Origin of the sequence: Streptomyces sp. NPDC004629, assembly GCF_042873595.1 — a bacterium.
Lineage (GTDB): Bacteria > Actinomycetota > Actinomycetes > Streptomycetales > Streptomycetaceae > Streptomyces.
In genome coordinates, this window is the sequence record NZ_JBIALO010000011.1 from 81,362 (window position 1) to 94,415 (window position 13,054).

Genomic DNA, 13,054 nt, shown 5'->3' on the forward strand with positions numbered 1-13,054 from the left:
GAGTACCGTTCTACTCATGAGCGAGGTCCCCGCAGAGCCCGTCGAGTCCCCCGAGCCCGCCTGGCGGCAGCGCGCCGTCGAGCGTTCCACCCGGGCCGCGAAGCTGCGCGCCGAGCAGCGCGTACAGCGTTTTCTGGACGCGGCACAGGAACTCATCGCCGACAAGGGCACCACCGACTTCACCGTGCAGGAGGTCGTGGAGCGCTCCCGCCAGTCACTGCGCAGCTTCTACCAGCACTTCGACGGCAAGCACGAACTGCTGCTCGCCCTCTTCGAGGACGCCCTGTCCAAGTCGGCCGCCGAGATCCGGGAGAAGGCCGCGGCGGGGCGGGATCCGCTGGACCGGCTGCGCATCGCGGTCGACCTGCTCTACCACTCCTCGCAGCCCGGACCGGGCGGACAGTCCGCGCTGTTCACGGACTTCGCGATTCAGCTGCTGGTCAGCCACCCGGACCAGGTGGCGACCGCCCATCTGCCGTTGCTCGGCTTCTTCACCGAGCTGGTGGAGCAGGCCGCCGAGAGGGGCCAGGCCGTCGCCGCCGCACCGCGCCGCACCGCGTCCCTGATCATGCAGACGGCGTTGTTCACGCCCCAGGCCCCCACGGCTCCGGTCGGGGGCCTGCCGTCCCCCATCACCGCGGAGGAGGTGTGGGAGTTCTGCCTGGGCGGCATCACCGGCCCGGCGGGGCCCCCGGCATCCGTGGAGACCCCCGCCCGCGAGACCGCGAAGGCCACGGCGGGCACGGCGAAGAAGCCTGTGGCGAAGAAGGCGCCCGCCAGGAAGACGGCGTCCTCCCGGGGCACGGCGGCCAGGACCGCCCCGACCCGCGCGTCGCGCGGCAAGGCCTGACAGCAAGGATGCGCGGGGCAGGCGCTCCGCCGGACATGCCGCGATGAACCGTCGGCCGTCCGCGGCACCGTCGTGCCCGGTCGCGCGGTTCCCCGCGCTCGCTTCATGGCGCTGCCGAACCGCAAGGTGGGTCAGCTCGGCCTGGACGCCCACGCCGTCTCGACCGCTTCGGCGAGCGCGTCTCCCTTCGCGAAACCGTAGTACGCGGCGAACTGCAGCACGATCTCGTCCATCTCCTCCTTGGTGAGGTCGCCGGAGTGCAGCGCGGCGGTGACATGTGTCCGCAGCGGGACGGGCGAGTCGTCGAGCGCGACACTGGCGACGGTGACGATCCGGCGTTCCCGGCGGGTCAGTCCGGGCCGCTGCCAGACGTGGCCGAAGACGAAGCCGAGGATGCCGGCGTGCCGGTACGGCGAGTTCGGCGGTGGGGCCGGTGTGAGGTTGACGTCGATGAACTCCTGCACGCCCCGCTTCATCCGCTCGTCCCACGCGCCGGGACCGAGCGTGTCGTTCGCGAGGAGCGGCCATGGCGGGGTCTCCTCGCCGCGTTCGCGGTGGACGCGGTCCCACTGCCGGGCGATGGCCCCCTCCAGGTGCGAGGCCTTGGGCCAGCCGCAGTAGACCGCGAAGTGCAGCACGAACTCCAGCAGGGCTTCGAGTCCGATGTCGCCGCCGGCGAGTGCCGCATGGACGTGGTCCTCGATGGGCCGGGGTGAGTCGGCGGCGGCCACACACGTCAGCGTGACCCACCGCCGGTCCCTGCGGCTGAGTCCGGGACGCGACCACACCTCGCCGAACAGGAAGTCCCGCGAGGCCCGGCCGAACGGGGTGGCCACCGCCGGTGGCTCACCGGCGGCCATGACCTCGGTCATGGTCCGCTCCACGCGGCCGTCGTCCATGAATGCCTCCTGGTGCCGGTGGATGAATGCGGGATACGTCCGGAGACAGCCGGGAGTGAGCCGGTCACGCCCGGATGAAGACGTTCTTGGTCTGAAGGAACTCGTAGAGGCCCTCCCTGCCGCCCTCGCGGCCGTAACCGCTGCTCTTGTAACCCCCGAACGGGGCGCCGGGCGGCTGACCCGACGCGCCGTTGACGAGCACCGTGCCCGACTGCAGCAGGGGCACCATGCGCTGCACCCGCGACACGTCGCGGGTCTGCACGACGGTACCCAGGCCGTAGGGAGTGGAGTTGGCCAGTTCGACCGCCTCCTCCTCGCTGTCGAAGGGCATGACGGACAGCACCGGCCCGAACACCTCCTGCCGGCCCACCTCGCTGTGGGGGTCCACGTCGGCCAGGACCGTCGGTTCGATGAAGTAGCCGTCACGGATCCGAGGCGCCAGCCCCACCCGGTCGGGGACACGGCCGCCGACGACCACCCGGCTGTCCTCGGCCGCCCGCTCGATCACCCCGAGGATCCTCTCGTGGGCGGCTTTGCCGATCACGGGGCCGAGTGCCGTCCTGCGGTCGAAGGGGTCCCCGACGGGCAGCGCTGCCGCGGCGTCGGCGGTGGAGCGGACCACCCGGTCGTACACCTCGCGGTGTACCAGCAGCCGGGTGGTGAGGTTGCAGCCCTGGCCGGAGAGGGTGAAGCAGGACCGGACCGCCTCGGTGACGGCGGCGTCGAGGTCGGCGTCGGGGAAGACGAGGGCGGCCGTCTTGCCGCCCAGTTCCAGCAGGACCGGCTTGAGGGTGTGCCGCGCCGCGTCGAGGATCTTCTTCGCGGTCGGTATCCCACCGGTGAAGGAGATCTTCGCGACGTCGGGATGACGGACCAGGTGGTCGCCGGCCTCCGGGCCGCCGGGCAGCACATGCAGCACACCGGGAGGCAACCCGGCCTCCAGGGCGATCTCGGCGAACCGGGCCACCGTGAAGGGGGCCAGTTCCGGCGACTTGACCACGACGCAGTTTCCCGCGGCGAGCGCGGGGGCGATCTTCATACCGACCGACATGATCGGGCCGTTCCAGGTCAGGATGACGCCGATGACCCCGTACGGTTCCGGGACGGTGTAGTCGAGGCCCGGGACCATCCGCGGGCTCGGCGGAATCGTGACACCCTCGATCTTGTCGGCCCAGCCTGCGTAGTAGCCGAACCATCCGGCGCACAGGTGGGCCAGCGCCGCCGATGTGCTCAAGGGGGCCCCGAGTTCGAGGGTGTTCAGTCGGCCCAGCTCGGGCACGCGCTTGCGCATCGACTCCTCGACGCGCTGGAGGATGCAGCGACGTTCGTCCGGGGACGCCGCCCGCCACGCAGGGAAGGCGGCCTTGGCCGCGGCGACGGCCGCGTCGACCTCCTCGGGTCCACTCAGCAGGACGGTGCCGTTCACACGGGCGGTCGCGGGGTCGATGTGGTCCGTCTCGCCTGCCGACGTGCGGTTGGGCCAGGTGCCGTCGAGGAGGGGGCCGGTGGTGCCGAGGTCGTGGGACACGGAGGTGGTGGAGGTCATGTCGGTTCCGCCTTGCTGTCGTCCGGGTGGGCGGTGTGCGGGGAGCCGCGCTTCGTCCGTCGTGGGCGCGCCCTGCACGCTGGTGCCTGTGCGGTGCCACCGCGCCGGAGAACGCTCCGGCGTCGCCAGGGTGTGCGCGATGCGCCGCCGGTCGTCCGCCGCGCGCCGTCCGCGGCCGGTCGCGCAGTGCCCCCCCCGGCCCCTTCGGGGCGCCGGCGAACCGCGGCGGGCTTCGCCGGGCCTGCCGAGCGTGCTGGGGATGCGCTGTCACAGCCGGGTGACCCAGCCGCCGTCGACGTTGATCGTCTGGCCGTTGATCCATTCGCCGGCCGGAGAGGCCAGCAGGAGCAGCGTGCCGAGCAGGTCCTCCGCGGGCGCGGACTTCTTGCCCGGGATGGACGCCGTCAGGGCGGCCCGTGCGGGATGGTCGGCGGGCAGGCTGCGCAGGCCCGGTTCGTTCTCGACCAGGCCGGGCGCGATGGCGTTGACGTTGATGCCCAGCGGGCCGAGTGACCGGGCGAGCCCGACGGTGACGCTGACCAGGGCGAGTTTGCTGACCCCGTAGATGCCTCCGCCCATGAAGGCGCCGGCGGAGACCTGGTTGACGATCCGCCCGCCTCCGCGCTCCACCATCGACGCCTTGACCGCGCCCGCGCACACGACGGCGCCCAGCACGTTCACACGCATGACCCGGTCGAACCAGTCCGTGGGCAGGTCCAGGATGTCGACCTGGGGGATCTCCGCCATCAGCGCGGCGTTGTTCACCAGGATGTCGATGCCGCCGAAGGCGACGGTCGTCTTCGCAACCAGGTCGGCCGCCGAGACGCGGTCGGTGATGTCGACCCGCACGCCGAGGGCGCGCAGACCGTCGCGGGCGAGGGTCGCGGCGGCGCGTTCGGCGCCGTCGGCGTCGAGGTCCGCCAGCGCGACGGCGGCGCCGGCCTCGGCCAGCGCGCGGCCGTAGACCTGGCCGATGGCTCCGGCGCCGCCGGTGACGATGGCGACCTTGCCGTCCAGGCGAAGCCGGTCGAGTGTGCTCATAGGGCGTCCTTGATCAGACGGGACAGGTAGGCGTCGACGTCCTTTCCGTGCTCGCGCAGTTCGTCGGCGGCTTCCTGTGCGGTGAGAAGGAGAAAGCGGTCCTGTGTGACGCCGTCGGCGACGAGTTCGCCGACGGATGCCGCGTCGAGGACGGGGAAGCTCGGGCCGCGCGGCGGCGCCGGTTCCCCGTAGACGGTGATCTGTTCGACGATGTTGGTGGCGACGCCGGCCGGGCACAGGCACGAGACCCCGATGCCTCGGGGCCGCAGATGGAGCGCGAGCGCCTCGGAGAGTCCGACGACCGCGTGCTTGGTCGCGGTGTACGGCAGCCGGTCGGATCCGTAGGGCAGCAGTCCCGCCGTGGAGGCGGTGTTGACCACGTGGCCCGAGCCCTGCTCCAGCAGTACGGGGAGGAAGACGAGGTTGCTGCGCACCACGCCCAGCAGGTTGACGTCGATGACGTGCTGCCATGCGTGCAGGGGAATGGCCTCGACGGGCCCGACGGCCAGGATCCCGGCATTGTTCATCACCAGGTCGACGCGGCCGAAACGGTCGAGGGCCAGCTTCCGGACCGCCTCCAGGTCACCGAGGCTGGTGACGTCGCACACCGCGGCGACGGCACCGGGCCCGAGTTCACCGGCGACGGTGTGCGCCCGCTCGCCGACGACGTCGGTGACCACCACGCGTGCACCGCGCCGGGTGAGGGCATGGGCGGTGGCACGGCCGATCCCGCTGCCGGCGCCGGTGACCACCGCCACGGCGTTGTGCAGTTCGATGCTCATCGGACGGCAGTTCCTCTCCTCGCAGAAGGACGGACGGACGGGCGGAAGGACATGCAGGCGGGCGGTGCTCACTACTCAGATGCTCAGGTACTCAGATGCTCAGGGATGCAGCGGCAGGGCCGGTCGGCGCGGACCGGTCTCCGCGAGCGCCGAGGACGTCGCCGGGGACACCGGGGCCCGGAGGAAACCGATCAGGCCGTCGAGCAGGTCCCCGACGTGCGCGGCAAAGGGCAGTACGTGCCCGTCACGCGCCCGGATCCGTTCGCGTTCGGACGTGGCGTGCACGCTGAAGGCCAGGGCCTGGGCGGTGCGGTGCCCGCGCAGCGGTTCGGGGATGTGTGTGAGCAGCGCACCGACCCGCTCGATGAACTCGGCGGTGGGCCTGCTCAGTTCCTCGGGCAGGCGCTCGAAGACGTCCCGGCGGCCGTGCTGCTGGAGCATCGCGACGAAGCTCAGATAGTGGCTGCCCTCCTGCTCGCCCTGTTCCAGGACGGGCAGGACGTGGCACTCCACCCATGAGGCGAGGTCGTCCGGGCGCCGGCGGGCGACCAGCAGCCTGCGGCGTTCGTTCAGGCCCGGCAGCCGGAACTCGAAGATCTCCTGCACCAGACGGTCCTTCGACCCGAAGTGGTACTGAACCGCCGTGTTGTTGCCGTTCCCGGCGGCCGCGCTGATCTGGCGCAGGGACACCCCGTCGAGGCCGTGCTCGGCGAACAGGCTCTCGGCGGCCAGGACGATCTGTTCCTTGACGGACGGTCGCACCACGACACCGGACCCCTTGAGAGAGTGATGTTTCGTGTTTGCGAGAATGCAATTTCCGTATGCCGGGCATCGAATCACGCTCTGTGGCGGAAGTCAACTGCCTTAGCACTCAGGCAACTGCGGCACGGCACCGGTCCCATGACCGCGGTCCGCGCCCGCCTCAGACGCCGCGCCGCAGGGAGGCGGCGCCGAGTTCCCCGATGAGGACCGCGGTCGCGGCGGGGCCGCGCGACGGCGCGTCCGGCAGGATCGAGGTGTCGGCGACCCGCAGGCCGGCGACGCCGTGCACCCGCCCGTGGGCGTCGACCGCACCCGAGGGACCCATCGGGACGGTGCCGCAGGTGTGCTGGGCGGTGCCCAGGCGCGCCCGGATCCAGGCGTCAAGGGTGCGGTCGTCATCGAGGACGCCGGCTCCCGGATCGGACAGTCCCGCGCAGATCTCGCCGAACGCCGTCGTGCCGACCACGTCCGCCGCGGCCCGCACGGCCTCGCGCAGAGCGCCCAGGTCGGCCGCGGTCCCGAGGTAGCCGTGATCGACGCACGGCGGGACGTCCGGGTCGGCGGACACGGTGCGCAGCCCGCCGCGTCTTCGGGGTGTCTGCACGGACACCAGGAACACCTGCGGCGCCCGGCCGGCCGTGGTGGTCCCCCCGGTCAGGGCGGCCATGGGCAGCAGCGACTGCAGGATCTCCAGGTCCCCCGCGCCCGGCTCTGCGACGGAGGACGTCAGATGCAGCGCACCGCCGAGCCAGGTGCCCACGGGGTCGGCCAGGGGGCGCCCGGGGCGCCATGCCAGGGCCACCTGGGGGTGATCGCTGAGCGCGGCGCCCACGGCCGGCAGGTCCGCCGCGACCGGGATGCCGAGACGCGCGAGCCGGGCTCCGGGGCCGACCCCGGACAGATGCAGCAGGTGCGGCGTGGCGAGGGCACCGGCGCACAGCACCGTCTCACCGGCCGCGACGGCGGTGCGGCGCCCGTCGGTCTCGACGACCACCCCTCTCGCGCGCCCCCGGGTGATCAGGACCGAGCGGACGGTACTGCCGCCGCGCACGGTGAGGTTCGGCCGGTCAAGGGCACCGAGCAGAAAGGCCAGGCCCGTGTTGACGCGCAGGCCGCCGAGCGTGTTCGTCGGCACCGGACCGATGCCGGGAGGGTCCTGCGCGTTCTTGTCGGGCTCCGGGGGATGACCCAGCTCGCCGGCGGCCGCGGCGAAGGCGGCCGCCGCCGGGTGGGCCAGCAAGGTGCGCAGGACCGGGACGGGTCCGGTGGCGCCGTGCCCGGGTTCGTCCGGGTGGTCGAGGTCGGTCTCCAGAGCCCGCAGCGACGGCAGCACCCGCTCGTAGGACCAGCGCGGGTCGCCGCACACCCGGGACCACCGCTCGAAGTCCGCCCGCCGCGCCCGGATGAAGTAACCGCCGTTGACGGCCGTGGAGCCACCGAGCACACGTCCCCTGGGCGCGGTGTACCGGCGGTCGGGGGTGAGCCGTACCGGAAACGGGCGGACATAGGGGTGGCCGGGCTGCGCGCCCGGGACCAGCCGGGCGTCCAGCATCTTGTGCGCGAACCCGTGCCGGGGCACCGGTCCGGCTTCGAGCAGCAACACGTCGCAGCCCGGGTCCTCGCTGAGCCGTGCCGCCAGCACGGCGCCACCGGCCCCCGCCCCCACCACCACGACGTCTGGGTTCCGCACAGTCCCGGGGTTCCCTTCCACACACGACGGAAATACAGTTCTCAACAATCGAGAACTATCCTATCTAGCTGACGCGCAGGAGTTTCCATGGGAGAGACGAACGCGGTGGACGCGGCCGGGACCGAGCGCGCGGACACCCCGGAAGACCACGCCCCCGATCCGGACGTCCTCGCGGACCCGCTGATCGAGGACGTCTCCATCGACGGCATGTGCGGCGTCTACTGATGCCCGGCTTCGACCCCGACCGCGCGTGGGCGCTGCACCCCCGGGTCTCGCTGCGCCCGGAGCCGTTCGGCGCGCTGCTCTACCACTTCGGAACACGTCGGCTGACCTTTCTCAAGGACCCCCGGCTCGTCGAGGTGGTCCGCCGTCTGCCCGACGCCCCCTCGGCACGGTCCGCCTGCGCGTCCTGCGGCATCCCGGACGGTGAACTGCCCATGTTCCAGGCGGCCTTGGCCGCGCTGGCCGCAACCGGCATGCTCGTCGACCGGACGCCCGGCACACCGGAGTCCCCGCGGCCGGAGCAGGTGCATGCGTGAGATCGCCGCGGGGCTCTCGGCCTGGGAACGGGCCGGGCTGCACTCCCCCATCGGGCTCGACCTCGGTGCGCGCACCCCGCAGGAGACCGCGGTGGCGATCGCCGCCGAGACGGTCGCCGTCCGGCACGGCGGCAGCGCGCTGCCCCTGCGAAGCACCGGCGGGCCCCTCCACCACGACCACCCGGGCGACACCGCCGTCCGCCTCTGAACGTGCCAGAGACCCGACGACCCGAAGGACCCGGTGCCCATGACCGCCCCCGCGAAGCCACGGCGTCTGACCGAGCTGTTCGAGTCAGGTCTCGCCGCGCCGATCTGCCTGACCTGGGAACTGACCTATGCCTGCAACCTGTCCTGCGCCCACTGCCTGTCCGGTTCGGGGCGACGCGATCCGCGGGAGCTGACCACGGCACAGGCCCGGACCGTCATCGACGAACTGGAGGCCATGCGGGTCTTCTACGTCAACATCGGCGGCGGCGAGCCGACCGTGCGCGCCGACTTCTGGGACCTGCTCGACCACGCCACCGCCCACCACATCGGCGTCAAGTTCTCCACCAACGGGGTGCGGATCACTCCCGAGGCCGCCCGGCGGCTCGCCGCCGACGACTACGTGGACGTCCAGATCTCGCTCGACGGGGCGACCGCGGAGGTCAACGACGCACTGCGCGGGCCGGGTTCGTACGCCACCGCCGTGCGCGCCCTGCGCAACCTCGCCGAGGCCGGCATGCGGGGCGTCAAGCTGTCGGTGGTGTGCACCCGCCACAACATCCCCCAGATCGAGGAGTTCAAGCGTCTCGCCGACCGCTACGGCGCACAGCTGAGACTGACCCGGCTGCGGCCGTCGGGACGCGGCGCCGACGTGTGGGACGAACTGCACCCCACCCCCGAGCAGCAACGGGAGCTGTACGAGTGGCTGCTCGCCCACGGCGACGACGTGCTGACCGGGGACTCCTTCTTCCACCTGTCCGCGTACGGACGCTCCCTGCCCGGCCTGAACCTGTGCGGGGCCGGGCGCGTGGTGTGCCTGATCGACCCGGTCGGTGACGTGTACGCCTGCCCGTTCGCGATCCACGAGGACTTCCTCGCCGGAAACGTCCGGGATCCGGGCGGCTTCGCCGGGGTCTGGCGTACCTCGCCCCTCTTCCGGCGCCTGCGGGCGCCGCGGACGGGCGGGGCCTGCACCTCGTGCGCCTTCTACGACACCTGCAAGGGCGGCTGCATGGCCGCCAAGTTCTTCACCGGCCTGCCGCTGGACGGCCCGGACCCCGAGTGCGTGCGCGGTTTCGGGGAGGACCTGCTGGCGCGACGTCCCGCCGACCGCGCACACCTGCCACGCCCGGGCGCCGATCACTCCCGGCCGGTCCTCGTCCCCCTGACCCGCCGGCCGCCCGTATCCGCCTGCGACGAGAACCCCCTGTCCGGGTCGCGTCCCCCGAGGAGGCACACGCGATGAGTCCCATCCGCAGGAATCCGTGGTTCGAAACGGTCGCCGAGGCGCAGCGCCGGGCACGCGGGCGTCTGCCCGCCAGTGTCTACGGCGCCCTGCTGGCCGGGTCCGAACGCGGCCGGACGGCCAGCGACAACACCGCCGCCTTCGCCGACCTCGGCTTCGCGCCACGTGTGGCCGGACATCACGGCCACCGTGAACTGGCCACGACGGTGTTGGGCGTGGAGACATCCTTCCCGGTGGTCGTCTCCCCCACCGGCGTCCAGGCGGTCGATCCGGACGGCGAGGTCGCCGTCGCCCGGGCGGCGGCGAACCGGGGTGTGATCATGGGGCTGAGTTCGTTCGCGAGCAAACCGGTGGAGGAGGTCTGCGCGGCCCATCCGAACGTGTTCTTCCAGGTCTACTGGAGCGGCGAGCGTCAGGTGATGCGGCAACGGATGGACCGGGCGCGCCGGGCCGGGGCGAGGGCGCTCATCGCGACCCTGGACTGGTCGTTCTCGCAGGGCCGCGACTGGGGCAGTCCGCTGGTCCCGGAGCGGATCGACCTTCCGACGGCGCTGCGGATGGCGCCCCAGGTCCTCGCCCGGCCCGGCTGGTCGTGGCGGTTCGCGCGCTCCGGTGGCGTACCGGAGCTGACCGTGCCGAACCTGGCGGCGCCGGGCCGGCCCGCGCCGACGTTCTTCGGGGCGTACGGCGAGTGGCTGGGAACCCCGCCACCGACGTGGGACGACGTCAAGTGGCTGCGGGAGGAGTGGGACGGGCCGTTCCTGCTGAAGGGAGTGTGCCGGGTGGACGACGCGCGGCGGGCGGTCGACGCGGGGGTGGACGCGATCTCCGTGTCCAATCACGGGGGCAACAACCTGGACACCACACCCGCGACCATCCGTCTGCTGCCCGCGATCGCCGAGGCGGTCGGGGACGAGATCGAGGTGCTGCTCGACGGCGGAGTGCGGCGCGGCGGTGATGTCGCCAAGGCGCTCGCCCTCGGCGCGCGGGCCGTGCTCATCGGCCGCGCCTATCTGTGGGGGCTGGCCGCGAACGGCCAGGCCGGTGTGGAGAACGTCCTCGACATCCTGCGCGGCGGCCTGGACTCCGCGGTCCTGGGACTCGGCCGCTCCTCGGTCCACGAACTGGGCCCGGAGGACCTGCATGTGCCGCCCGGATTCACCGTGACCCTCGGCGGCGGCCCGGCCGCGGGGCGCTGAGGTGCCCGGCCGGCTCGCGGACACGCTCTGGCCCGACGTTCCGTACGGCGCCCTGGTCCTCGTCCCGCTCGGCTCCACCGAGCAGCACGGCCCTCATCTGCCCCTGTCCACCGACACCGTGATCGCACGGGCCGTGGCGGAACGAGCCGCCGGTCTCCTGCCCGGTACGGCGCTGGTGGCGCCGGCGCTCCCGTACGGGGCGAGCGGGGAGCACGCGGGTTTCCCCGGCACCGTCTCCCTCGGCCATGAGGCACTGCGGGCCGTGCTCGTCGAAACGGTGCGTTCCCTGGCCCTGTGGGCCGGCCGGACCGCGTTCGTCAACGGGCACGGCGGCAACCACGAAACCCTGAAGGCGGCCGTCGGCGCACTGCGGCGCGAAGGACACGACGTCGGCTGGACCGGCTGCGACGTCCCCGGCGGCGACGCCCACGCCGGTGTCACGGAGACGTCACTGCTGCTGCACCTCGCCCCGGAACGGGTGCTCATGCCACGTGCCGCCCCCGGGGAGCGCCGGCCGCTCCCGGCGATCATGCCCCGGTTGCGGACCGGCGGTGTCCGTTCGGTGTCCCCCACCGGCGTGCTGGGCGATCCGACCGGGGCGAACGCGGACCAAGGGCGGCGAATGCTGAGGGAGTTGGCGTCGGATGTGGCCGGGCGGATCACGGCCTGGCGCGTCGACGGCCTGGGGAGGCTGATGCGATGAGCACGAACGCACCGTCGTCGCCGGCGCCGCGCGGGCTGCCGGTCGCACTCGACCGCGGTCTCGTCTTTCGGGCAGGAGGGCGTGTGGTGACCGGCGGCGCCCCGTGGGCAGTCGCCCTCTTCAAGGAGGCCGCGCTCCCCCATCTCGCCGCTCTGCGCCGTGCCGGGCGGGCCGGTCTTTCCCCCGGCACGACGGTGGGGCGCGTCCTGGCCCGGCAGTTGCTCGACCGGGGTCTGGCCCACCCGGTACCCGCGCCCCGGCCGGGGCCGCATCCGGTGACGGTCGTGGTCCCCGCCTTCGGACGGCCCGGGGAACTGGACCGCTGCCTGGCCTCACTGCGGGGCCTGCCGGTCATCGTCGTCGACGACGGCTCGCCCGACCCCGCGCCGGTGCGCGCCGCAGCCGAGGCCCATGGAGCGCACCTGGTGCGGCACGCGGTCAACCGTGGCCCGGCGGCGGCCCGCAACACCGGCCTGGCGCTGGTCCGTAGCCCGCTGGTCGCGTTCGTCGACTCCGACTGCCGCCCCGAGGACGGCTGGCTCGACATCCTCGTCCCGTCCTTCGACGACCCGAAGGTCGCCGCCGTCGCCCCGCGGATCGTGCCGGCCGTCCCCTTGTGCCCGACCGGTCTGCTCGCCCGTTACGAGGCCGCCCGCTCCGCCCTCGACCTGGGGCAGGACCAGGCGCTGGTGCGTCCCGGCGCCCGGGTCGGCTTCGTACCGACCGCCACTCTCCTCGTCCGCAGGGACGTGCTGCGCGATGTCGCCTTCGACGAGGGCCTGCGGCTCGGCGAGGATGTCGACCTCGTCTGGCGGCTGCACGACCGCGGCCTGCATGTGCGGTACCAGCCGCGGGCCCGTGTCGCCCACACGCCCCGGCTCGGCCCGCGTGACTGGGCGCGGCGCCGCCATGAGTACGGCACGTCCGCGGCGGCGTTGGCCGACCGCCACCCCGGCAGGCTCGCACCGGCCCGCCCCTCGGCCTGGAACCTCCTCGCCCTGGCCTGCGCCGCCCGGGGGCACCCGCGCTCGGCGGCCGTGAGCACACTGCTGGCCATGGCGCTGCTACGACATCGTCTGAAGGGGATGCCGGGCGCGACGGGGCTGAGCGCGTCCGTGGTGGCCCAGGGCCTGGTCGCCGACACGGTCGCGCTCGGGCTGGCGTTGCGCCGCGAGTGGTGGCCGCTGGGACTGCTGTGTCTCGGCGCGGCGCGCCGCAGCGGGGCCGCCCGCGTGGCCTCGGCCGCCATGCTCGCCCCGCTCGTCGCGGAGTGGGTCATACGCGGCCCCGCCCTGGATCTCGGCCGGTGGACGGCCCTCAGATGCCTCGACGACCTGGCGTACGGCACCGGTGTGACCGCCTCGGCCTGGCACCACCGGTCACTCGCCCCGCTGCTGCCGAAAGTACGCCTGCCGTTCCCGCACCGTCCGGCTGCCCGGCGCACCCCGCCGACACGTTGACACAACGATCAGAAGACGTCCAGGACTTGACCTTCCGGGGCCACCCGGTGGACGCGGACGGTGGCTCAGCCGGCCCTTTCCGGCTGCCGCCGGGAGCCGACCGTACCGTGTGCGCCGGTCGTCCTGCTGGTAG

General features: G+C 73.0%; 14 protein-coding genes. 8 read left to right on the forward strand and 6 right to left on the reverse strand.

From position 1 onward, the window contains the following. The first annotated feature begins 16 nt into the window (after nt 1-16). On the forward strand, nt 17-850 hold the full coding sequence (locus ACFYTE_RS18610) for a TetR/AcrR family transcriptional regulator (protein WP_388711065.1): 834 nt from the start codon (nt 17-19) through the stop codon (nt 848-850). Between the two features lie 131 nt (nt 851-981). Here ACFYTE_RS18610 and ACFYTE_RS18615 read toward each other — a convergent pair whose 3' ends face one another. The 6 genes from ACFYTE_RS18615 to mftG all read right to left on the reverse strand — a co-directional run bounded on the left by ACFYTE_RS18615 (nt 982) and on the right by mftG (nt 7,570). After that, complete coding sequence (locus ACFYTE_RS18615; RefSeq protein ID WP_388711067.1) at nt 982-1,749, reverse strand: carboxymuconolactone decarboxylase family protein; 768 nt, start codon at nt 1,747-1,749, stop codon at nt 982-984. A 64-nt stretch (nt 1,750-1,813) separates the two neighbouring features. Then, entirely contained in the window at nt 1,814-3,295 is a 1,482-nt protein-coding gene (locus ACFYTE_RS18620; RefSeq protein WP_388711070.1) for an aldehyde dehydrogenase family protein, read from the reverse strand. 267 nt (nt 3,296-3,562) lie between these two features. After that, nucleotides 3,563-4,336 carry an SDR family oxidoreductase gene (locus ACFYTE_RS18625; protein ID WP_388711073.1) on the reverse strand — a complete coding sequence of 258 codons (774 nt, stop codon included), beginning with the start codon at nt 4,334-4,336 and terminating at the stop codon, nt 3,563-3,565. Beyond that, nucleotides 4,333-5,118: an SDR family oxidoreductase gene (locus tag ACFYTE_RS18630; protein ID WP_388711076.1), complete on the reverse strand. Its 786-nt coding sequence runs from the start codon at nt 5,116-5,118 to the stop codon at nt 4,333-4,335. Before ACFYTE_RS18630 ends, ACFYTE_RS18625 begins: the two co-directional genes overlap by 4 nt. Before the next feature lie 99 nt (nt 5,119-5,217). Further along, the gene (locus tag ACFYTE_RS18635; protein WP_388711079.1) at nt 5,218-5,883 is read right to left on the reverse strand and encodes a TetR/AcrR family transcriptional regulator; all 666 of its coding nucleotides are present in this window, start codon (nt 5,881-5,883) and stop codon (nt 5,218-5,220) included. A gap of 157 nt (nt 5,884-6,040) precedes the next feature. Continuing rightward, entirely contained in the window at nt 6,041-7,570 is a 1,530-nt protein-coding gene (gene mftG / locus ACFYTE_RS18640) for a mycofactocin system GMC family oxidoreductase MftG (RefSeq protein WP_388711082.1), read from the reverse strand. Between the two features lie 87 nt (nt 7,571-7,657). Between mftG and mftA the strand changes: the two genes are divergently transcribed. Genes mftA through mftF form a run of 7 tightly spaced genes read left to right on the forward strand, consistent with a single transcriptional unit; the run spans nt 7,658 to nt 12,921 of the window. Then, nucleotides 7,658-7,795 carry a mycofactocin precursor MftA gene (gene mftA / locus ACFYTE_RS18645; protein WP_388711085.1) on the forward strand — a complete coding sequence of 46 codons (138 nt, stop codon included), beginning with the start codon at nt 7,658-7,660 and terminating at the stop codon, nt 7,793-7,795. Next, nucleotides 7,795-8,109, forward strand: coding sequence for a mycofactocin biosynthesis chaperone MftB (mftB, locus tag ACFYTE_RS18650; RefSeq protein ID WP_388711088.1), 315 nt, complete (start codon nt 7,795-7,797; stop codon nt 8,107-8,109). Before mftA ends, mftB begins: the two co-directional genes overlap by 1 nt. Beyond that, complete coding sequence (locus ACFYTE_RS18655; protein ID WP_388711091.1) at nt 8,102-8,317, forward strand: XdhC family protein; 216 nt, start codon at nt 8,102-8,104, stop codon at nt 8,315-8,317. The genes mftB and ACFYTE_RS18655 overlap by 8 nt, the downstream gene beginning before the upstream one ends. Before the next feature lie 39 nt (nt 8,318-8,356). Further along, nucleotides 8,357-9,559 (forward strand): mycofactocin radical SAM maturase, encoded by a 1,203-nt coding sequence (gene mftC / locus ACFYTE_RS18660; protein WP_388711094.1) that lies wholly within the window; start codon nt 8,357-8,359, stop codon nt 9,557-9,559. After that, a complete protein-coding gene (gene mftD, locus ACFYTE_RS18665) occupies nt 9,556-10,758 on the forward strand; it encodes a pre-mycofactocin synthase MftD (protein WP_388711097.1) in 1,203 nt (400 codons plus the stop codon). The genes mftC and mftD overlap by 4 nt, the downstream gene beginning before the upstream one ends. 1 nt (nt 10,759) lies before the next feature. Beyond that, nucleotides 10,760-11,461, forward strand: coding sequence for a mycofactocin biosynthesis peptidyl-dipeptidase MftE (gene mftE / locus ACFYTE_RS18670; protein WP_388711099.1), 702 nt, complete (start codon nt 10,760-10,762; stop codon nt 11,459-11,461). Then, the gene (mftF, locus tag ACFYTE_RS18675) at nt 11,458-12,921 is read left to right on the forward strand and encodes a mycofactocin biosynthesis glycosyltransferase MftF (protein WP_388711102.1); all 1,464 of its coding nucleotides are present in this window, start codon (nt 11,458-11,460) and stop codon (nt 12,919-12,921) included. The genes mftE and mftF overlap by 4 nt, the downstream gene beginning before the upstream one ends. Nucleotides 12,922-13,054 lie beyond the last annotated feature (133 nt).

Bases quoted from the DNA above. Each gene is read 5' to 3' on its own strand.
- ACFYTE_RS18655 (WP_388711091.1), top strand. From the start codon at position 8,102: ATGCGTGAGATCGCCGCGGGGCTCTCGGCCTGGGAACGGGCCGGGCTG.
- ACFYTE_RS18615 (WP_388711067.1), bottom strand. From the start codon at position 1,749: ATGGACGACGGCCGCGTGGAGCGGACCATGACCGAGGTCATGGCCGCC.
- ACFYTE_RS18620 (WP_388711070.1), bottom strand. From the start codon at position 3,295: ATGACCTCCACCACCTCCGTGTCCCACGACCTCGGCACCACCGGCCCC.
- ACFYTE_RS18625 (WP_388711073.1), bottom strand. From the start codon at position 4,336: ATGAGCACACTCGACCGGCTTCGCCTGGACGGCAAGGTCGCCATCGTC.
- ACFYTE_RS18630 (WP_388711076.1), bottom strand. From the start codon at position 5,118: ATGAGCATCGAACTGCACAACGCCGTGGCGGTGGTCACCGGCGCCGGC.
- mftB (WP_388711088.1), top strand. From the start codon at position 7,795: ATGCCCGGCTTCGACCCCGACCGCGCGTGGGCGCTGCACCCCCGGGTC.
- mftC (WP_388711094.1), top strand. From the start codon at position 8,357: ATGACCGCCCCCGCGAAGCCACGGCGTCTGACCGAGCTGTTCGAGTCA.
- mftF (WP_388711102.1), top strand. From the start codon at position 11,458: ATGAGCACGAACGCACCGTCGTCGCCGGCGCCGCGCGGGCTGCCGGTC.
- mftA (WP_388711085.1), top strand. From the start codon at position 7,658: ATGGGAGAGACGAACGCGGTGGACGCGGCCGGGACCGAGCGCGCGGAC.
- mftD (WP_388711097.1), top strand. From the start codon at position 9,556: ATGAGTCCCATCCGCAGGAATCCGTGGTTCGAAACGGTCGCCGAGGCG.
- ACFYTE_RS18610 (WP_388711065.1), top strand. From the start codon at position 17: ATGAGCGAGGTCCCCGCAGAGCCCGTCGAGTCCCCCGAGCCCGCCTGG.